The sequence below is a fragment of the Streptomyces sp. NPDC005808 genome (assembly GCF_042871385.1).
Classification (GTDB): domain Bacteria; phylum Actinomycetota; class Actinomycetes; order Streptomycetales; family Streptomycetaceae; genus Streptomyces.
This window is the reverse complement of record NZ_JBIAIK010000011.1, coordinates 204,744-222,767: the sequence shown is the minus strand read 5'-3', so window position 1 is coordinate 222,767 and position 18,024 is coordinate 204,744. Positions and strand designations below refer to the sequence as shown.

Annotated in this window: 19 protein-coding genes; 9 read left to right on the top strand and 10 right to left on the bottom strand. The window is 70.2% G+C overall.

Features of this window, described 5'->3' with window-relative positions:
• Positions 1-119 precede the first annotated feature (119 nt).
• A complete protein-coding gene (locus ACFYPC_RS24630) occupies positions 120-602 on the bottom strand; it encodes a VOC family protein (RefSeq protein WP_388679969.1) in 483 nt (160 codons plus the stop codon).
• A gap of 410 nt (positions 603-1,012) precedes the next feature.
• Between ACFYPC_RS24630 and ACFYPC_RS24625 the strand changes: the two genes are divergently transcribed.
• Both ACFYPC_RS24625 and ACFYPC_RS24620 read left to right on the top strand, forming a co-directional pair.
• The gene (locus ACFYPC_RS24625) at positions 1,013-1,666 is read left to right on the top strand and encodes an ATP-dependent Clp protease proteolytic subunit (RefSeq protein ID WP_388679966.1); all 654 of its coding nucleotides are present in this window, start codon (positions 1,013-1,015) and stop codon (positions 1,664-1,666) included.
• A 1-nt stretch (position 1,667) separates the two neighbouring features.
• Complete coding sequence (locus tag ACFYPC_RS24620; RefSeq protein WP_388679964.1) at positions 1,668-2,270, top strand: ClpP family protease; 603 nt, start codon at positions 1,668-1,670, stop codon at positions 2,268-2,270.
• A 25-nt stretch (positions 2,271-2,295) separates the two neighbouring features.
• Here the strand turns inward: ACFYPC_RS24620 and ACFYPC_RS24615 are convergent, their stop codons facing one another.
• Positions 2,296-2,751 carry a helix-turn-helix domain-containing protein gene (locus ACFYPC_RS24615; RefSeq protein ID WP_388679961.1) on the bottom strand — a complete coding sequence of 152 codons (456 nt, stop codon included), beginning with the start codon at positions 2,749-2,751 and terminating at the stop codon, positions 2,296-2,298.
• A gap of 109 nt (positions 2,752-2,860) precedes the next feature.
• On the bottom strand, positions 2,861-3,700 hold the full coding sequence (locus ACFYPC_RS24610; protein WP_388679958.1) for a helix-turn-helix domain-containing protein: 840 nt from the start codon (positions 3,698-3,700) through the stop codon (positions 2,861-2,863).
• A gap of 154 nt (positions 3,701-3,854) precedes the next feature.
• Here ACFYPC_RS24610 and ACFYPC_RS24605 point away from each other — a divergent pair, with 154 nt between their 5' ends.
• Both ACFYPC_RS24605 and ACFYPC_RS24600 read left to right on the top strand, forming a co-directional pair.
• On the top strand, positions 3,855-4,604 hold the full coding sequence (locus tag ACFYPC_RS24605) for an SDR family oxidoreductase (protein WP_388679956.1): 750 nt from the start codon (positions 3,855-3,857) through the stop codon (positions 4,602-4,604).
• An 8-nt stretch (positions 4,605-4,612) separates the two neighbouring features.
• Positions 4,613-4,966 (top strand): nuclear transport factor 2 family protein, encoded by a 354-nt coding sequence (locus ACFYPC_RS24600; RefSeq protein WP_388679952.1) that lies wholly within the window; start codon positions 4,613-4,615, stop codon positions 4,964-4,966.
• Between the two features lie 96 nt (positions 4,967-5,062).
• Here the strand turns inward: ACFYPC_RS24600 and ACFYPC_RS24595 are convergent, their stop codons facing one another.
• The gene (locus ACFYPC_RS24595; RefSeq protein ID WP_388679950.1) at positions 5,063-6,436 is read right to left on the bottom strand and encodes a DUF6777 domain-containing protein; all 1,374 of its coding nucleotides are present in this window, start codon (positions 6,434-6,436) and stop codon (positions 5,063-5,065) included.
• Positions 6,437-6,662: 226 nt separating this feature from the next.
• Between ACFYPC_RS24595 and ACFYPC_RS24590 the strand changes: the two genes are divergently transcribed.
• Positions 6,663-7,973, top strand: coding sequence for a streptophobe family protein (locus ACFYPC_RS24590; protein WP_388679947.1), 1,311 nt, complete (start codon positions 6,663-6,665; stop codon positions 7,971-7,973).
• Here ACFYPC_RS24590 and ACFYPC_RS24585 read toward each other — a convergent pair.
• From ACFYPC_RS24585 to ACFYPC_RS24565, 5 genes are all read right to left on the bottom strand, one after another.
• A complete protein-coding gene (locus tag ACFYPC_RS24585; RefSeq protein ID WP_388679944.1) occupies positions 7,970-9,454 on the bottom strand; it encodes an alpha/beta hydrolase in 1,485 nt (494 codons plus the stop codon). The genes ACFYPC_RS24590 and ACFYPC_RS24585 overlap by 4 nt on opposite strands.
• Positions 9,455-9,551: 97 nt before the next feature.
• The gene (locus ACFYPC_RS24580; protein ID WP_388679941.1) at positions 9,552-10,556 is read right to left on the bottom strand and encodes a serine/threonine-protein kinase; all 1,005 of its coding nucleotides are present in this window, start codon (positions 10,554-10,556) and stop codon (positions 9,552-9,554) included.
• Entirely contained in the window at positions 10,556-11,137 is a 582-nt protein-coding gene (locus tag ACFYPC_RS24575; RefSeq protein WP_388679939.1) for a hypothetical protein, read from the bottom strand. Before ACFYPC_RS24575 ends, ACFYPC_RS24580 begins: the two co-directional genes overlap by 1 nt.
• Positions 11,138-11,142: 5 nt before the next feature.
• Positions 11,143-13,476 (bottom strand): FHA domain-containing protein, encoded by a 2,334-nt coding sequence (locus tag ACFYPC_RS24570; RefSeq protein ID WP_388679937.1) that lies wholly within the window; start codon positions 13,474-13,476, stop codon positions 11,143-11,145.
• Between the two features lie 107 nt (positions 13,477-13,583).
• Positions 13,584-13,994, bottom strand: a complete 411-nt coding sequence (locus ACFYPC_RS24565; protein ID WP_388679934.1) for a hypothetical protein — start codon at positions 13,992-13,994, stop codon at positions 13,584-13,586.
• 356 nt (positions 13,995-14,350) lie between these two features.
• On the opposite strand from ACFYPC_RS24565, the gene ACFYPC_RS24560 reads away from it, so the two are divergent.
• Together ACFYPC_RS24560 and ACFYPC_RS24555 are read left to right on the top strand one after the other, a co-directional pair.
• The gene (locus ACFYPC_RS24560; protein WP_388679931.1) at positions 14,351-14,764 is read left to right on the top strand and encodes a nuclear transport factor 2 family protein; all 414 of its coding nucleotides are present in this window, start codon (positions 14,351-14,353) and stop codon (positions 14,762-14,764) included.
• 56 nt (positions 14,765-14,820) lie between these two features.
• Positions 14,821-15,108: a DUF1905 domain-containing protein gene (locus ACFYPC_RS24555; RefSeq protein WP_388679929.1), complete on the top strand. Its 288-nt coding sequence runs from the start codon at positions 14,821-14,823 to the stop codon at positions 15,106-15,108.
• Positions 15,109-15,423: 315 nt separating this feature from the next.
• Here ACFYPC_RS24555 and mgrA read toward each other — a convergent pair whose 3' ends face one another.
• Positions 15,424-16,422, bottom strand: a complete 999-nt coding sequence (mgrA, locus tag ACFYPC_RS24550) for an L-glyceraldehyde 3-phosphate reductase (RefSeq protein ID WP_388679926.1) — start codon at positions 16,420-16,422, stop codon at positions 15,424-15,426.
• A 148-nt stretch (positions 16,423-16,570) separates the two neighbouring features.
• Here mgrA and ACFYPC_RS24545 point away from each other — a divergent pair, with 148 nt between their 5' ends.
• Complete coding sequence (locus ACFYPC_RS24545; RefSeq protein ID WP_388679924.1) at positions 16,571-17,455, top strand: LysR family transcriptional regulator; 885 nt, start codon at positions 16,571-16,573, stop codon at positions 17,453-17,455.
• A 60-nt stretch (positions 17,456-17,515) separates the two neighbouring features.
• On the top strand, positions 17,516-18,016 hold the full coding sequence (locus ACFYPC_RS24540) for a DinB family protein (RefSeq protein WP_388679921.1): 501 nt from the start codon (positions 17,516-17,518) through the stop codon (positions 18,014-18,016).
• The last annotated feature ends 8 nt before the right edge of the window (positions 18,017-18,024 follow it).

Sequence of the window (18,024 nt, the reverse complement as noted above, 5' to 3'; positions counted from 1 at the left end):
TCCGCCGCGGCCGGGGGGGGGGGGCCCGGCCCGGGCCCCCCCCCCCCCGCGCGCGCCCCGCCCCCCCCCCCCCCCCCCCCCCCCCCCCCCCCCGCGAGTCTGCGGACCGAGCCGGTCCGCTACTCCCCCGCGTACGCCTTCTCCAGGGCCGCGATGTCCAGCTTGCCCATCTTGAGCATCGCGGCGGTCGCGCGAGCAGCCTTCTGCGGGTCCGGGTCGACGACCATCTCGACGAGCCTCACCGGGACGACCTGCCAGGAGACGCCGTACTTGTCCTTGAGCCAGCCGCAGGGGCCGGGCTCGCCGCCGCCTTCGGTGAGCTTGTTCCAGTAGAAGTCCACCTCGTCCTGGTCGTCGCAGTCGATCTGGAAGGAGATGGCCTCGTTGAAGGTGAACTGCGGGCCGCCGTTGAGGGCGATGAACTTCTGGCCATTGGCCACGAACTCGACGGTCACCACGGAACCGGCGGGTCCGGGCCCGGCCTCCGTGTACCGGCTGATCCTGCCGAGCTCGGAGTTCTTGAAGATCGAGATGTAGTGGTGCGCGGCCTCCTCGGCCTGACCGTCGAACCACAGACAGGTGGTGAATCCGCTGCCGGACATGAGTGCCTCCTCGGGCGGGGAACGTCGTCACTTCTGTCGACCGATGTTCGCCCGGAAACTCATCGGCGGCGCGGTCACGGGATCCGCCGTCGTGCCCGGTGTTCCGGGGTTGGGGGACGGAGTCCGGCCGCGATGGGCATTTCGCCGCGTCGGAGGTTCCGGAGTTGCTCGTCGCGGATACGGGGACCTGCTTCCGGTCGCTTCGCGGGACCGGCCGAGCCCACGGCGGCCGGCCGGGCCGGGATGGCTCCGCGCGGCTTCGGGTCCGCCACGTACCCGCCCGCCTCCTTCCTCCTCTGCCCGTAGCGAATCTGCTGCCGGCCGAGAAAGCTGATCCCGAGCGGAATCGGTCCGAGAGTGGAGATCGCGGCGACGAGAACCGCGCCGCGCCGACACCTCACGGAGGACCGATGACTCCACTCATCACCGGCTGGGACCCGGCCCGCGCACCGCGGGCCGAGGACGGCGAGACGCCCGCCACCCGCTTCGACGACCACCTGGCCGCGCAACTCCTCTCGCAGCGGATCGTCCTGCTCGGCACGCAGGTCGACGAGGTCTCCGCCAACCGGGTCTGCGCGCAGCTGCTTCTGCTGTCCGCGGAGGACTCGCGGACCGACATCAGTCTGTACATCAACAGCCCGGGCGGATCGGTGACCGCGGGTCTGGCGATCTACGACACGATGACGCTGATCCCGAACGACGTCTCGACGCTCGCCATGGGATTCGCCGCGAGCATGGGGCAGTTCCTGCTCAGCGTCGGTGCGCGCGGCAAACGCTTCGCCCTGCCGAACGCGCGGATCATGATGCACCAGCCGTCGGCCGGTATCGGCGGGACCACCGCGGACATCGAGATCCAGGCACAGAACCTGGAGTTCACGAAGAAGGCCATCGAGCGGATCACCGCGGAGCACACCGGCCAGAGCGAGGAGACGATCTCCCGCGACGGCGACCGCGACCGGTGGTTCACGGCCGAGCAGGCGAAGGACTACGGCATGGTGGACCGGGTCGTGGAGTCGCTCGACGACGTCCGCCCGGCCGCGTCACGGCGACGGATGGGGCTCTGACATGGGTAGTTACACGATTCCGAACGTGGTCGAGCGGACTCCGCAGGGTGAGCGCTCCTACGACGTCTTCAGCCGGCTGCTGTCCGAGCGGATCATCTTCCTCGGCACGGAGATCGACGACGGGGTCGCCAACGTCGTCATCGCGCAACTCCTCCATCTGGAGTCGTCGAGCCCGGAGAGCGAGATCGCGATCTACATCAACTCGCCCGGGGGATCGTTCACTTCACTGATGGCGATCTACGACACGATGACGTACGTGCAGGCGCCGATCTCGACGGTCTGTGTCGGGCAGGCGGCCTCGACCGCGGCGGTGCTGCTGGCCGGGGGCGATCCCGGGCGCCGGTTCGTCCTTGAGCACGCGCGCGTGCTGCTGGGACAGCCCGCGAGCGGCGGACGGCAGGGGACGGTCTCCGACCTCGCCCTTCAGGCCAAGGAGATGCTCCGTATCCGCTCGCAGGTCGAGGAGGTCCTCTCGCGGCACACGCATCACGATGTCGCCACCCTCCGCGCGGACATGGACCGCGACAAAGTCTTCACCGCGCCGGAGGCCGTGGCGTACGGGATCGCCGACGAGGTGGTGAGCCGACGGATTCCGGTGATCTGACACCCGGGCAGGACGGTCGGGCCGGTCAGGCTGCGAGGCACATGCCGTCGTACCGCGAGGACGTCGTGGAACGGCTCCGCGCGGGCCTGGCCTGAGCGAGTCGGCTGAGCTCGTCCTGGGCCAGCGAGAGCAGGTCGCCGAGGCCGAGGCCCAGGGCGCGAGCCGCGGCCGCCAGGACTTCGGAGGAAGCCTCCTTGCGGCCGCGCTCCAGCTCCGAGAGGTAGGGCATGGAGATCCGGGCCGTGTCGGCCACGTCCTTGAGCGTGCGTTCCTGCGCGAGCCGTTCGCGCCGCAGGACGTCACCCACGAGGTCGCGCCAGAGCGGCTCCTTGGTCGCGGGAGCGGGGGCCGGTGGCGCCTGGCGGGGCGCGAGGACCGGACGGGGGCGCTGCGGCACTCGCGCCGGAGCGGCGGCCGGAGTCGGCGCTGTCGCCGGGCGCAGAGGGATGACGCGGGCTTCGTTCGGCGCTTGGTTGCTCACCCCTTCAGCCTAGGGCCTGAAGCGGTGAGCCCCAGGGGAAAGGGACCGGCGTTCCGCTCTCGGTGGAATCGCCCGTCGGCGGTGCGGCGCCCGCGCTGAAGTCCGCGAATCAAGTGCCGTACGGTCGCGGCGCGTCAGCGTGCAAGGCGCCGAGCAAAGCGAGCGAGTCGGCGTCCGCCGTGCCCGGTTCGGCGCTGCCGACGAGCAGGCACTGCCCGGGGGCGTCCTGCACGTCGAAGGACTGGTACGTGAGCGTGAGGCGACCTACGTCCGGATGGTTGAACACCTTGGTCTTGCTGCCCAGCCGCCCGACGGCGTGCTCGTGCCACAGCGCCGCGAACTCCTCGCTGCTGTCGAGGAGTTCGTCGACCAGCGCGCCGGTCTCAGGGTCGCTCCGCTGGTGTCCGTACGCCAGTCGCAGCGCCGCCACCGTGTCCCGTGCGACGGCCGGCCAGTCGGCGAACAACTGCCGGGCGGCTGGGTCGTGGAAGAGCGAGTGGACCATGTCTCGCGGGTTCGCGAGGGGCGAGAGCAGGGCCCGGGCCGGAGCGTTCGAGGCGAGGATGTCGAGGCGGCGGTTGGTGATGTAGGCGACGGCGGCGGGAAAACCGTCCATCAGCCGCAGCAGGGCGGGAGCCACCCGCTCCTGTCGGCGGCCGACGGGCGACGTCTTCGGCACGAGGCCGGCCAGCCGGTACGCGTGCCAGCGGGCGTCCGTGTCCAGCCGCAGCGCCCCCGCGAGCGCATCGATGACCTGCCCGGAGGGGTGGCGTTCCCTGCCTTGCTCCAAGCGCGCGTAGTAATCGACGCTGACGCCAGCCAGGACGGCGACCTCCTCGCGCCGCAGCCCGGCGACCCGGCGTGCCCCGGAGCCCGGGAAGCCCACATCGGCCGGGTTCAGGCGGGACCGCCGTACCCGCAGAAACTCGCCGAGCTCATTTCCGCTCATTCAGAAATCGTACGTCGGTGTTTCCCGTGTCACCGCTTCCTGGGTGTGGCGCACCCAGGAAGCCACGTCCTGCCCCCGCGGCGGGACCGGGCGCATGCTCGGACCCTGACCGGTAACAGATCCGCAGGTAGCGGACATGTCCGAAGGGGTTCTCATGACCGTCCCATCCACCACCGACGCCTCCCTGGGCAAGGTCGTTCTGATCACCGGGGCAAGCAGCGGGATCGGCGAGGCCGCGGCCAGGAGGCTGGCGTCGGCCGGCCACCGAGTGGCCCTCGGGGCCCGCCGCACGGACCGCGTCGCCGCCCTCGCGAAGGAGATCCGGGCCGACGGGGGCAGCGCACTCCACCACGAGTTGGACGTGACCAGCCTGGAAAGCGTGCACGCCTTCGTGCGGGCCACGCAGGACCAGTACGGACGGGTCGACGTCCTGGTCAACAACGCGGGCGTGATGCCCCTGTCGCCCCTCGCCGCCCTGAAGGTCGACGAGTGGAACCGCATGATCGACGTCAACATCCGGGGCGTCCTGCACGGCATCGCGGCCGTACTCCCGCTCATGCGCGCTCAGGGCGCCGGTCACGTGGTGAACATCGCCTCCGTCTCGGGGCACCGCGTCGACCCCACCGCGGCCGTCTACAGCGCCACCAAGTTCGCGGTCCGCGCCCTCTCCGAAGGCCTGCGGCAGGAAAGCCGCGACCTGCGCGTCACCGTCATCAGCCCCGGCCTGACCCGCAGCGAGCTCACCGACGGCATCAGCGACACCGGGGTACGGGAAGCGGTCCAGGATCAGATGGGCATCGCGATCCCCGCCTCGGCGATCGGTGAGGCGATCCACTACGCCATCAGCCAGCCCCTCGATGTCGACGTCAACGAACTCGTCATCAGGCCGACGGCGCAGGGGTGAGTGCGGTGGTGACGAAGCAGCGGGTCGAGGCCTGGGTCGAGGAGTATGTGCGGGCCTGGAGGAGCAGCAGCCGCAAGGACATCGAGGCGCTCTTCTCGGCGCACGCGGAGTACCACGAGTGGCCGTACGCAACGGACTGGATCGGCCGTGAGGAGATCGTCGAGGGATGGCTCGGCCGGTCGGCGTGGCAGGAAGGGGGCTGGGAGTTCGAGTGGTCCGTCCTTGCCGTCAATGGGGACACGGCGGCCGTCGAGGGAACCGGCCGCTACAAGGAGCTCGGGACCTTCGCCAACCTGTGGACCGTGACCTTCGACGGCCGCGGGAAGTGCGCCATGTTCCGCATGTGGAACAACGAGGTGTGATCCCCGCGCCGCGCAGGGACGGCTATCGGCCCGCCCTTCCGTCGATCGGCTCGCGCGGGAGGTCGGCGTGGCCGTTGTGCTGGGCGTACTCCTCGATCATGAGAGCCCCGGGGAGGTCGCGGACGACACCGGGGCGCTGGAAGCCGAAGACGCCTCCGTCATCGATGAGGTCGTCGTCTCCGTCGTCGTGGCCGAGGACGCCAGGTCGGGTGACGAAGACGAGTCCGGTGCCGTCGTCGGAGGCTCGGAGGGCGGGGACTGCGAGTCCGGCTCCGACTCCGAGGGTGCGGACGAGGACGACGAGGGCGAGGACGGCGCCGTGGAGGTCGACACGCACACGCTCGGACTCGGAGAGCCGCTCGGCGTCGTACCGGGCGAAGAGGCGCAAGGCGACTCGGAGTTCGGCGTCGGGGACGAGACGCTCGCGGACGGGAACGGCAGACGCGCCGGCGGCTCGGTCTTCTCGTCGTGACGGCCCGTGTCGCCCTTGTGCCGGGCGATCCACTCGTCGTTGTGCGGGTCGAAGATGACGAACACGTTGATGACCGTCGTCGAGGGCGCGACGACCACGACGTTCTGCGTCCGGTACGACGGCCACGAGTCGCCGGTCGGCGTGGGCGTGGTCTTCTGCGCGACCGGCTCTCCCAGCGGGTTGCCGCAGGCGCAGCGCACTCGGGGGACACCGTGGTCGTCGACGAGGACAGCGGTGCCCGCCTGGAGGACCGCCTGATAGCCGGTGGCGGCGCCGTCGCGGTAGCCGTGGTTGGTGACGCGGGTGTCGTAGCCCAGTTGCACCGGGGTGAGCGCGCGCAGATAGCCGGGGACCTGGGAGGTCCGCAGGCCCGCCACCGAGGCGAACGCGTTGTTCTTCGCCGGGTCCGCCTGGAGGAACCTGATCTGCTTCTCCACGTCGCAGCTGGAGACGTTGCGGGTGCCGCCGTAGAGGCCGGGGGCCGAACCGTCCACGCCCCGCGTCACGTTGGCGGATTCCGACGCGGTGGATGGCGAGGGTGTGGCGGGCGGGGTGGAGCTGTCGTTGGCCGTGGACTCGGTGAACGGGTCGGGTCCCGACTTGCCTGCCGCCTGGAGGAAGACCTCGCCGCCGGCCGCGGACGTGTCGCTGTCGCCGTTGCCGCGGGTGAAGACCAGGCCGAGGATCACGGCGGCCACGAGAACGCCGGTGATCAGTGCGACGCGGGGCGCCGATTTCCACCAGGGGCGGTCGGGCCCCTTGCCCGGCTGACCCGGTCCGCCCGGTCCGCTCGGTTCACCCGGTCCGCCGGGTCCTGAGGATCCACCCGCGCCGCTTCCGCCCGAGCTGCTTCCGCCCGCGCCGCTCGGCGGCCCCGAGGGCACGCGGCCACTGGGCTGAGTCGGACTGGGCTCGGACGGACCCGGCTGGGACGGGCCCGACAGCGGGCCCGAAGGCGGTCCGGTGGGGCGGCCTGAGGACGGCGGTTCGACGCTCACGAGCTCTTCTTCCCGGTGTAGGGGTCCCGCGGCACTTCAGAAGCGTTGGACTGCTCCAGACTCGAGTTCTGTGAGGCTTCAGAAGCTTTGAGCTGCTTTCTTACGTTTGCCATCGCTTTCTTACACAACACGCCCATTGTGTGCTCGGGTCCCGTACCGCCCGCAAGCGGACGCGGTCGGCCCCTCCCGGCGGGCGGACCGCGTCAGCGCTGCTTAGCGTGGCAGTGTGAGCCCCCAGACACCGTCCGACCAGGCAGTTGTCCGCCCCGGTGGCAAAGTGGCCGCCCACCATGGCTGGCTCCAAGCCGTCCTGGCGGTGCTGGCCGGGATGATCGTCATGGGTGTGGTCGCCGCACTCGGGCTGTGGGCGGCCGGTGCGGCGGACCTGCCTGACAAGGCGTACCCCCGGGTGGTCGCGGCCACCGTCGTCACGGCCGTCGGCGGCACCATCGAGCTGTCGGGCGGTGCCGGTGTGATCGCCGACACCAAGGCGGGCCTGACCGTGGTCCCCCTGTCGGTCACGCTCGCCGGAGCGCTGGTGATGGCCGCCGGCTTTCTGCGGCCGATGCGACACCGGGCCGTCGCCGGAACCACCGAACTGGCCGGGTGGGCCGCCCGGATCGCGGTCCTGTGGCTGCTGGCCCTCGTCGCCCTCGCGCTCTTCGCCCGGCAGAACTTCAGCATCTCCCTCGGGGACGGAACGATCAGCGACATCGGCGACCTGTTCGGTGCCGCTCCCGAGGTCGGCTTCAAGACCGATGTGCCGCTGACGCTGGTCTTCGGTGTGCTGTGGCTCGTGGGCGTCCTTGTCCTCGCCCTGCTGGTCTCGCGCGCGGCCCCGCTCCCGCCCAGGCTGCTGCGCTTCCAGGAGTCGGTGCGTCCGGCCGCGTACGCGATGGTCGCGCTGCTCCTCGCTTACGTCGTCCTCGGCGTCGTCATCGCCCTGGTGGTCGCGGCGACGCGCGGGCATACCGCGGAGACGTTCGCCGTGCTCCTCCTCGGTCTCCCGAACCTCGTCTGGCTCGCTTTCACTCTCGGGCTGGGCGTCACGTGGTCCGGGCGGGTGGACGGGCCGTTCGGGCTGCCGATGCCGCATCTCCTCGACCAGGTGCTGCGCACCCCGGACATCTCCACGCTCAATCTGCGCACCCTCGCCGACTTCGACGCCAAGGTGTGGTGGCTGTTGGTCGTCGACGCGGTGCTGCTCCTGGCGGCCGCGTTCCTGATGGCCGCCCGTTCACCGGCCCGGATGCGTCTGTGGCAGCACGCCGTGCACATGGCGATCGCGCTTGCGCTGACCGCGCTCATGATCTGTCTCATGGGCCGGATCTCCGCGCACTACGGTCTGTCGGTCCTCGGCATCGGCGACATCGGCGGCGGGCTGAACGGTGAACTCTTCCTGCGGCCCGAGCTGTGGACCGCCCTCGGGTTCGCCGTGCTGTGGGGCCTGGTCACCGGGTTCCTCGGCGGCCTGCTGGCGAAGGGCGTCCGCCGGCGGGGCGAGATCGGCGCCGAGGGACCCGGAGTCAGGTCCTAACCGCAGTAGGTGTCCCGGTCGGGACGCTCCCCCGTCGCCAGGTAGTGGGAGACGGTCCGGTCGCCGCACTCGTTGCCGTTGGCGAGGTAGGCGTCGTGACCGGTGGCGTTCACCGTGACCATGGTGGCGCGCTTGCCCAGGGCCTCGCGGAGCCTCAGGGCGCCACTGAGCGGTGTGGCCACATCGCGCTCGTTCTGGATGAGCAGGATGTTGGACGGGCCGCGATCGGTGATCCGTACCGGGGGCTCCTTCGGCGTGAACGGCCAGGCCGCGCAGACCATCGCGTTCCTGGTCATTCCGGCGGTCAGTGGGTACCTGGCCCGGCTCCAGGCGACCCCCTCCTCGTACGCGGCGGCCGACTTGGGCCAGGCGATGTCGTTGCAGAGGGTCCCGGCACCGACTGCGGTGACGTTCTGCAACACCGACTCGGGCGGTGCGGCGGGAGCCGGCGGCAGAGTGCCCTTCTGCGCGGCAAGGATCAACTGAGCCAGGTCGGGGAAACCGCTGGGCGCGTAGAGGCTGTCCAGCATGGTCTGGCGCAGCACATTACCGTTCAGCTCCTCCGGGTTGGCGCCGGGCCAGGGGATCGGTTCGCGGTCCAGCTTCGCGGCGAGGTCCAGGAACAGCGGCCGGACCTCGTCCGCCGTTTCGGCCAGCCGGTCCGGATTGCCGGGAGCGGACGCCCACTTGGCGAACTCGGGGAAGGTGTCCTCGACACCGGCCTCGTGACCGGCGAGCCAGGCACGGGAGACCCGGGTGTGGTCGGGGTCGTCATTGCTGTCCAGCACGACGCGGTCGGTGCGGTGCGGGAACAACTGGCTGTAGACCGCGCCGACATAGGTCCCGTACGAGACACCCCACGCGGACAGCTTGCGCTCGCCGAGGGCCGCCCGGATGCGGTCGATGTCGCGGGCTTCGTTGGCGGTACTGATGTGCTTGATGAGCTCGCCGCCGTTGCGCTCGCAGGCGTCGGACAGCCGCTGTGCGGTGGCCATGTTCTCCGTGATCGACCCGTCGGGGGCGGGCCAGGGACGCAGTTTCGACGTGGCGAGGTCGCTGTGATCGAGGCCGCAGGTGACAGGGGTGGAGCGACCGAGCCCTCGGGGATCGAATCCGATCAGGTCGTAGGCGTCCCGCACCTCCTGCGGCAGCTGCTGCCCCTTGCCCGAGGGGTCGTTGAGGCTGGAGCCGCCGGGTCCGCCGGGGATCAGCAGCAGAGCTCCGCGACGTGCCTGCGGGGTCTCGCTGGGGATCCGGGAGACGGCGATGCTGATCTTCCGGCCGCCGGGGTCGGCGTAGTCCATCGGCACCTCGACGGTCGCGCACTGCTGCCGCGGGTCGAGCCCGCTGCCCTCACACTTCGCCCAGTCGAGGGTCCCCGGCGCATCAGCGGTCGAAGCCGTCGCGGAGAGCGGTGCGGTGAGGCCGAGCACGAAGGCGGAGGCGGCGAGCAGGGCGGCGTTGCGCTGGATCTTCGTCATGCAGACGAGCTTCGCCGCTCTTCTCCGCCCGTCCCATCCTGCCAACCGGCGTGTGTTCAGGGGGGTTTGCCCCCCGCCACAGAGGCGGAGCCGCCGGCTAGGGATCCGGAAACACCGGCCTGGCCCAGCCCGGCGGATCCGGTGGCGGACCGTACGCGGGTGTCCCGGCCACCCGGCCGTCCACCTGGGTCGGCGCGTGGCCGGCTTCCGTGGCGCCGGTCGCGGCGACCCGCAGCGCTGCCACAAAGGCGAGGCAGGAGTCGTACCGGTCGTCGGGGCTCTTCGCCAACGCCTTGGCGAGGACGTCGTCCACCGCGGCGGCGATGTCGGGGCGTCTGCCGGTCAGTGGCGGCGGCTCGTCGTACTGGTGGGCCCAGAGCAGCGCCATGTCGTCGTCGCGCTGGAAAGGCGGTTTCCCGGCCATGGTCTCGTACACGACACAGCCGAGGCTGTAGACGTCGCACCGGCCGTCCACCGGTTTCCCCGAGATCTGCTCGGGAGCCACGTAGTCGAGCGTTCCGACGAACTGGCCCACGCTGGTGAACCCGGTGAGAGACAGCGACTTCTTCGTCAGGCCGAAGTCCGTGAGGTACACATGCTCGGGGTGGTCGCTGTCGGTGCCCTGGGCCACCAGGATGTTGCCGGGTTTCACGTCCCGGTGCACCAGACCGTGATCATGGGCGGCGTCGAGCGCGGAGGCGACCTGGACGGCGATCCGGGCGGCCACCTTGACCGGCAACGGGCCTTCGCGGTCGAGCAGATGGCGCAGGTCGCGCCCGGCGACGTACCGCATGGCGATGTACAGGACACCGTCCGTCTCGCCCGCCTCGAAGACCGGCACGATGTTCGGGTGGTCGATCGCGGCGGCGACCCGCGATTCATGGGTGAAGCGGCCGCGGAAGGTGTCGTTGCGAGCCAGCTCGGGCGCGAGCAGTTTGAGGGCGACGGTCCGGTCGAGCCGCAGGTCCCTGGCCCGGTAGACGACGGCCATGCCGCCGCGGCCGATCTCCCGCTCGATCCGATAGCCGGCGATCCGCCGTCCGATCAGGTCGGACGGGCGCCCGGAGAAGAGGCTGGTGTCGTGGCGCCGGCCGTCGCCCATCAGAGGTCACCCCGGCCGTTCTCGTTGTACGTGACGACCCTCGTGGGTTCGTGGCCCACCGGAGCTTCCTCCCGTACGTGCTCCCCGGCCGCTGCCGCCGGGCTCTGTCCCGCCGCGTAGGTGCTCAGCCGTGTGCCGTCGCAGTACACCCAGCGCTCGTGCTCGCCGTCGTACAGCCAGAGCGACTCGCCGTCGACGATCACTCCGATCCGCTGGCCCTGCGTACGGCCGCGGAAGGACTGCCCGTCGAGTCGTCCGGCGGCGAGATCCTCGGCGGCGCCGCGATAGCGGGAAAGCGCCTCCTCGACGCGAGCCAGGAGCGGGCGTGGATCGGCTGTCCGGGTGAGCGGGCTGCCCGCGGCGGGCGGCGCCTGCGGTACGGCGACCAGCAGGCGGCCGTCGACCCAGGCCGACCAGCCGTTGGCGCAGAGGACCCGGCCCCAGTCGCCGAGCCGGTCGATCAGCTCGACCGGCAGCAGCGCGTCGAGCGGCACGGTGGGCCGCGACGGATCCGGGGTCTCCCAGGCGGGCAGGCCGTTCTGGGGGATCACGTGGGTGGGGCGGAACTCGGCTGTCGTCATCGCGCCTACTTCCGCATGACAGCGGGTTCGTGCCGCCGCAGCAGGCGGATCACCGCGTACCCGAAGACGACCGAGAGCACGACCAGCATCCCCATGTTCAGCAGCCAGACGTTCGCCTCGTGCCGGAAGAGCGGGTCACCGGTCAGATCCCCGGGAACGATTTGGGACAGCTCGATGGTCCCGGCCATCGCGCCCAGGGCCCAGCGTGAGGGCACCAGCCAGGCAAGCTGCTCGATGCCGGGCACGCCGTTCAGTTTCAACAGCGCGCCGCAGAAGACCACTTGGACGATGGCCAGCAGCACGAGCAGCGGCATCGTGACCTCCTCCTTGCGCACCATGGCGGAGACGAGTAGGCCGAGCATCATCGCGGTGAAGGCGAGCAGGGCCACGGCCACCGTGATCTCGACGAGCGGCGGCATCAGGACGCCTTCGCCGCCGGGCGCGTTGAGATCGACGCCGAACAGACCGACGAGGGTCAGCACGACGGCCTGCAGCACGGTGATGGTGCCCAGAACAACGACCTTGGACATCAGGTACGCCGATCTGGACAGGCCGACGGCTCGCTCGCGCTGGTAGATGACCCGTTCCTTGACCAGTTCGCGCACGGCGTTGGCGGCGCCCGTCAGGACTCCGCCGACGCACAGAATGAGCAGCGCGTTCATCGCCGTCTCCTGCGTCAAGCGGCTTCCGGCCAGTGCCCGGGCCATCGCACCCATCACGAACGGCAGCGCGATCATGATGATGAGGAAGGTCCGGTCGGCGCTGAGGGCTGCGGCGTAGCGGCGGACCAGGGTGACGAGCTGGGCGCCCCAGCTCTGGGGCTTCGGCGGTGGTCCGACGGCGGTGACCGGGGCGGCCTGAGCCGGATACGGCTGCGAGGTGGAGTTGTCGATGTACTGGCGCTGGAAGGGCGACACCCGGTATTCCCCGGCCCAGTCCCGGTCGTGGTCGCGTTCGAAGTCTTCGAACGCCTCCGGCCACTGCTCGTAACCGAAGAAGGCGAGAGCGTCCTCGGGCGGTCCGTAGTAGGCGACCTTTCCGCCGGGCGCGAGCACGAGGAGCCGGTCGCAGACGTCGAGGCTGAGCACACTGTGCGTGACCACGATGACGGTGCGGCCGTCGTCCGCGAGGCCGCGCAGCATGTGCATGACCGAGCGGTCCATGCCGGGGTCAAGGCCCGAAGTCGGTTCGTCGAGGAAGAGCAGCGAGGGCTTGGTCAGCAGTTCAAGGGCCACGCTGACCCGCTTGCGCTGGCCGCCCGAGAGGCTGTGAATGGGCTGGTCGGCGCGCTGGCCCAGACCCAGCTCGCCGATCACCTCGTCGACCCGGGCCCGTCGCTCCGCCTTCGCGGTGTCCTGCGGGAAGCGGAGTTGGGCGGCGTACGTGAGGGCTTTGTGCACGGTCAGTTGGGTGTGCAGGATGTCGTCCTGCGGGACGAGGCCGATGCGCTGGCGCAGCTCGGCGTAGTCGCGGTAGAGGTCGCGGCCGTCGTAGAGAACCGTGCCGTGGTCGGCGGGGCGCTGGCCGGTCAGGGCGTTCAGAAGCGTGGACTTTCCGGCGCCGCTCGGGCCCACGACGGCGAGCAGGCACTTCTCGCCGACGGGGAAGGACACCCGGTCCAGCAGCGTCTTGCGTCCGTGGTCGACGGCGACGGTGAGGTCCTGGACGTCGAGGGAGACCTCGCCGGTGTCGACGTACTCCTGCAGCTGGTCGCCGACGAGACAGAACGCGGAGTGACCGATGCCGACGATGTCACCGGGTGTGACCGCCGCGCGGTTCACGGGCTGGCCGTTGAGGAAGGTGCCGTTGTGGCTGCCGAGGTCGACGATCTCGTACGACCCGTCCGGCAGCGCCCGCAGCTCGGCGTGCCGTCGCGAGACGACCAGGTCGTCGATGACCAGGTCGTTGTCGCCGCCACGGCCGATGCGGACGGTGCGGGCGGGCAGCGGTCGTACGGTGGTCGGCCGCCGGAAGGTGCCGGTGGCGGAGGGCATGGAAACGGCCGAGGGGCGCTCCGGGGTCCGGCCGGCGAGTACCGCACGGGGACCGTCGGAGGGGTTGCCGAAGCGCAGGACGCTGCCCGGTCCGACGCCCCACTCGTGGACGCGCCGGCCGTCGGCGTACGTGCCGTTCGTACTGTTCTCGTCCTCGATCGTCCAGTGGTCGGCCTCGGGGCGAAGTACCGCGTGGTGCCAGGAGACGCGGGCGTCGTCGATGACGACATCGCTCAACGGGTCCCGTCCCACGTGATAGTCGCGGCGGGGGCTCATCACCACGGAACCCGTCTCGGTTTGGAGCACGAGTTCGGGCGCGATGGGCTCGACTGGCCGCTCTGCCATGCCTGAATTCTAGCTATTCGTTCACATATACGCCTACCGGGTGCCTTCACCAGGGGCGTGACCGGGGGCCGGTACCGGGTTGCGGGCCGGGCGAGCAGCCACCTCGGTCAGGCCGCCGAGCTGCCGAGCACGGCGGCGGTCCGCTGCATGCGCCGGGCGTCCACGGATTCGGCCATCAGCTCGTACTCGGTGGTGTCGTCGTTGGTGGCGATGCGGACGAGCCTTCCGGCGGCCAACTCGTCGGCGACCAGGTCCTGTTGCGTCGCGTCGCCGCACCAGGCCCGCAGGATGCTGGGCACGTCGGGTACGGACGGCCCCACCGGGGCGATGGAGTTCGGCGGAAAGGTCGGATCCTCGGGCTGCGGGTCGAGCCGCTCGGCCATCCACGCGGCACGGTCCCGCATCCACCACAGGGCGAGCGCCAGCGTGGGCGCGCGATAGCTTCCCAGCGGAACGCCTACCCGCTGACCGCCACATACTCCGTACGCGGTGACATAGCACAGGAATTCGTCGTGCACGATCGCTCCCCCATCGCGTCGCTCGCTGCCGGAACTGCCTCACTTTCGCTGCGGCTCGTCTGCTGTGCATGATGGCGCTGTTGTGCATGATGACGATGTACGGGCTTGGCTGAATTGCCCTTGGATTCGAGTATCGCCACTCCTGACACTCTGTCACCATGCCATTCCAGCCAGTCTCCTGGCATATTCGTCACCGGGTTTGGCCGAAACGAAGCAGGCCCCCTTTACCCGAGAGGTAATCGACGCCTCCGAGGGCCCCGGGGCATCGTTGCGACATCGGATCCCAGCAACGAACCACCCACCGGAATCCGGTCCGTGACCTGTACAGATCCCGCTGTGATGGAGGCTGATCAATCATGTCCGAAAGCAACGACCGTTTCGAGAGTGCCGTCGTCCGCTACTTCGATGCCTGGAACGCCGTCGAGCCGGACGCGCTCGCGAAGGCGGTCGCCGCCGCATGGGTCGCGGAGGGCGGTTACACCGACCCACTGGCCCAGGTCCGCGGCCATGAGCAGATCTCCGGCCTGATCGCCGCGGCGCACGAGCACTTCCCGGGCTTCGTCTTCCGCCTCACGGGCAAGGTCGACGGACACCACGACACCGCCCGCTTCGGCTGGGAGCTGGTCCACGAGACGGACGGTTCGGCGCCGGTCGCCGGATTCGACGTGATCACCCTCGACGGCGAGGACCGCATCCGGAGTGTGTACGGATTCCTGGACCGCGTACCCGCGCAGGTCGCCGGGGCCCCTGCAGGCGGCGCCCCGCGATGAGTTTTCCGACTCACGGTGGTCTCTTGAGTAGGGCATCCAGCGAAAGGGAGAATCCCATGAGCACCGTGAGCAAGGTGAACGCGCACTTCACCGCTGTGCTGAAGAAGAGTCCCGAAGCCGGCAGCTGGACCTACGTCAAATGGCCGGAGTCCGTCGCGTTCTTCGGAACCCGCGGACTGGTCAAGGTCAGCGGCACGATCGACGGCCATCCTTTCCGTAGTTCGTTCATGGCCCTGGGGGACGGCACCCACATGCTGCCCGTCAAGGCCGAGGTGCGCAGAGCGATCGGCAAGACGGAGGGCGACACGGTTACGGTGCGGCTGGAGGAGCGGCTCAACGCTTGAGGCCCGGCGGCGGCTCAGTTCGGTCGTTGTACTCGACGACCACGGTCGGCCGAGCCCGGGCCCGATCCGGTCCCGGGCCCCGAGCGGCAGCTCAAGGCGGGTCGAGCAGGGAGCGGCCACCAGCGCGATGTGCGCCACCGGCCCCTGCTCGACTCCCGGGGCGGCCTCCACCGCGAGAACAGTGACGTCGCTCCCCCGATGTCGCTGGAGGAGGGCCGCGCCGGACCCTCATGAACAGCTCCTGAAAGGCCGGCGTGCCGCCCTACGCCGTAGACCCCGAGGCGGTCGACCGCCTCGGGGAGCTCAGCGAGCGTCTCATCGACCGGCGGGCTTGATGATCGCGTCGATCCGGGCCAGCTCTTCCGGGTCGAAGTCCAGGGTACGGGTGGCCGTCACGCTGTCCTCAAGCTGCTGAGTGCTGCTCGCCCCGATGAGCGCCGAGGTCACCCGGCCGCCGCGCAGCACCCAGGCCAGCGCCAGCTGGGCCAGGGACTGGCCACGGGACTTGGCGATCTCATCCAGTGCGCGCAACTGTCGTACGAGCTCCTCGGTGACCGTGTCGGCGCTCAGGAACGGACTGTCACTGGCGGCGCGCGAGCCCTCCGGGATGCCGTCGAGGTAACGGCTGGTCAGCAGGCCCTGCTCCAGCGGCGAGTAGGCGATGGAGCCGACCTGCAGCTCGTCCAGAGCGTCCAGCAGCCCTTCCTCGGGGCGGCGGTCGAGCATCGAGTAGCGCGGCTGGTGGATCAGCAGCGGGGTGCCCAGTTCACCGAGAATGCGGGCGGCCTCGCGGGTCTGCTCCGGCGAGTAGTTGGAGACACCGACGTACAGTGCCTTGCCCTGCTGGACCGCCGAGTGCAGGGCGCCCATGGTCTCCTCCAGGGGAGTCTCCGGGTCGGGGCGGTGCGAGTAGAAGATGTCCACGTAGTCGAGGCCCATCCGGCTCAGGCTCTGGTCCAGCGAGGACAGCAGGTACTTGCGCGAACCCCATTCGCCGTACGGGCCCGGCCACATCAGATAGCCCGCCTTGGTCGAGATGACCAACTCGTCGCGGTAGGGCGTGAAGTCCGCCTTCAGGGCGTCGCCGAGGGCGGACTCGGCGGCGCCGGGCGGCGGGCCGTAGTTGTTCGCCAGGTCGAAGTGGGTGACGCCGAGATCGAAGGCGCGGCGCAGGATCGCGCGCTGGGTCTCCACCGGCCGGTCGGGGCCGAAGTTGTGCCACAGGCCGAGCGACAGCGCGGGGAGCTTCAGGCCGCTGCGTCCGGTGCGCCGGTAGGGCATGTCCGCGTAGCGGTCGGTGTGTGCGGTGTACAACGTGGACTCCTGAGATGCCGGGAAAATCAGGCCTCCACTCTCGCGCGCGTCCGCGCAGCGGTCCAACGGGAGAATCGGATGAGATTCAGCGCCGTCGCTTCTCAATCCGTGAGGCCGGTTCGCTGGGTGGCGACTACCCTTGCGCCTCATGGAACTGCGCCAACTCCAGCATTTCGTAGCGGTCGCGGAGGACCAGCACTTCACCCGGGCAGCCGAGCGGCTGATGGTGTCGCAGTCGGGCCTGTCGTCCTCGATCCGCGCCCTGGAACGGGAGCTGCAGGCTCCGCTGTTCGTCCGTACCACCCGCCGCGTCACGCTCACAGCGGCCGGCCGGGCCCTGGTCGGCGAGGCGGAGAGGATCCTGGCCCAGGTCCGCTCGGCCCATGACGCCGTGGCCGCCGTGCAGGGCGTGCTGCGCGGCTCGCTCACCCTCGGCGCCGAACAGTGCATCGCCGGGGTGCACGTGGCCACGCTCCTCGCCGCGTTCCGCCGCCGCCATCCTGACGTCGAGATCTGTCTGAGGCAGGCGGGATCCGGGGCACTGGCCGAGGAGGTCGCCGCCGGGCGGCTCGACCTGGCCTTCGCCGTGCGGACCCAGGCGGACACCGACCAGCTGCGTTCGGTGCCGCTGACCAGCGAGCCGATGACCGTGCTCTGCCATCCGGAGCACCGCCTCGCGACCGCCGCGGTGCTCACGCCCGAGGAGCTGGGCGGCGAGGGCTTCGTCGACTTCCATCCCGACTGGGGACCGCGCCGCACCACGGACGCGGCCTTCGCCGCCGCAGGTGTCCAGCGGACCGTGACCCTTGAGGTCAACGACGTGCACAGCCTCCTGGAACTCGTCCACGAGGGCCTCGGAATCGCCGTCGTGCCACGGCACTTCGGCTTCAAGCGCGAGGCGGGCGAGCTCACCGCCCTGCCCTTCAAGGGCGTGTCCGAGGCCTCGTACGAGACAGTCGCCATGCTGCCGCCGACGGACGCCACCAGTCCCGCGGCGCGGGCGCTGATGGTCCTGCTCGACGCCTCGGAGTAGAAGCCCGACGGCCCGCGGGAGTGGCGCGCGCGGGGGACCACGATGCGCGATGGTGGACGCATGCATGCAAAGGACATCCTCATCGACGCGTTCAGCCGCATCCAGGAAGAGGTCCATGCCACGGTCGACGGGCTGCCCCCGGACCGCCTCAACACCCCTCCTGCCGTCGGCGCCAACTCGATCTCCTGGCTGATCTGGCACCTCACCCGCGTCCAGGACGACCATGTCGCCGACGCGGCCGAGTTCGAACAGGTCTGGCTCGCGCAGGGCTGGGCCGACCGCTTCGCGCTGGGTCTCCCCCATCGGGACACCGGGTACGGGCACGCGGCCAGGCAGGTCGCCCAGGTCCGGGTGGAGTCGGGCGACCTGCTGCTGGGTTACTACGACGCCGTGCACGAACAGACGCTGGGCTTCGTCCGCGGACTGGGCGCCAAGGACTTCGAGCGCGTCGTGGACGAGCACTGGGACCCGCCGGTCACCCTGGGCGTGCGCCTGGTGAGCGTCCTTTCCGACGACCTTCAGCATGTCGGCCAGGCAGCATACGTACGCGGATTGCTCTGAAGCTCGGG

What these genes read in the sequence shown, in the direction of transcription:
- ACFYPC_RS24540 (WP_388679921.1), top strand. Translation starts at nt 17,516, where the DNA reads ATGCATGCAAAGGACATCCTCATCGACGCGTTCAGCCGCATCCAGGAA.
- ACFYPC_RS24545 (WP_388679924.1), top strand. Translation starts at nt 16,571, where the DNA reads ATGGAACTGCGCCAACTCCAGCATTTCGTAGCGGTCGCGGAGGACCAG.
- ACFYPC_RS24585 (WP_388679944.1), bottom strand. Translation starts at nt 9,454, where the DNA reads ATGACGAAGATCCAGCGCAACGCCGCCCTGCTCGCCGCCTCCGCCTTC.
- ACFYPC_RS24605 (WP_388679956.1), top strand. Translation starts at nt 3,855, where the DNA reads ATGACCGTCCCATCCACCACCGACGCCTCCCTGGGCAAGGTCGTTCTG.
- ACFYPC_RS24620 (WP_388679964.1), top strand. Translation starts at nt 1,668, where the DNA reads ATGGGTAGTTACACGATTCCGAACGTGGTCGAGCGGACTCCGCAGGGT.
- ACFYPC_RS24575 (WP_388679939.1), bottom strand. Translation starts at nt 11,137, where the DNA reads ATGACGACAGCCGAGTTCCGCCCCACCCACGTGATCCCCCAGAACGGC.
- ACFYPC_RS24610 (WP_388679958.1), bottom strand. Translation starts at nt 3,700, where the DNA reads ATGAGCGGAAATGAGCTCGGCGAGTTTCTGCGGGTACGGCGGTCCCGC.
- ACFYPC_RS24580 (WP_388679941.1), bottom strand. Translation starts at nt 10,556, where the DNA reads ATGGGCGACGGCCGGCGCCACGACACCAGCCTCTTCTCCGGGCGCCCG.
- ACFYPC_RS24630 (WP_388679969.1), bottom strand. Translation starts at nt 602, where the DNA reads ATGTCCGGCAGCGGATTCACCACCTGTCTGTGGTTCGACGGTCAGGCC.
- ACFYPC_RS24625 (WP_388679966.1), top strand. Translation starts at nt 1,013, where the DNA reads ATGACTCCACTCATCACCGGCTGGGACCCGGCCCGCGCACCGCGGGCC.
- ACFYPC_RS24555 (WP_388679929.1), top strand. Translation starts at nt 14,821, where the DNA reads ATGAGCACCGTGAGCAAGGTGAACGCGCACTTCACCGCTGTGCTGAAG.
- ACFYPC_RS24560 (WP_388679931.1), top strand. Translation starts at nt 14,351, where the DNA reads ATGTCCGAAAGCAACGACCGTTTCGAGAGTGCCGTCGTCCGCTACTTC.
- ACFYPC_RS24570 (WP_388679937.1), bottom strand. Translation starts at nt 13,476, where the DNA reads ATGGCAGAGCGGCCAGTCGAGCCCATCGCGCCCGAACTCGTGCTCCAA.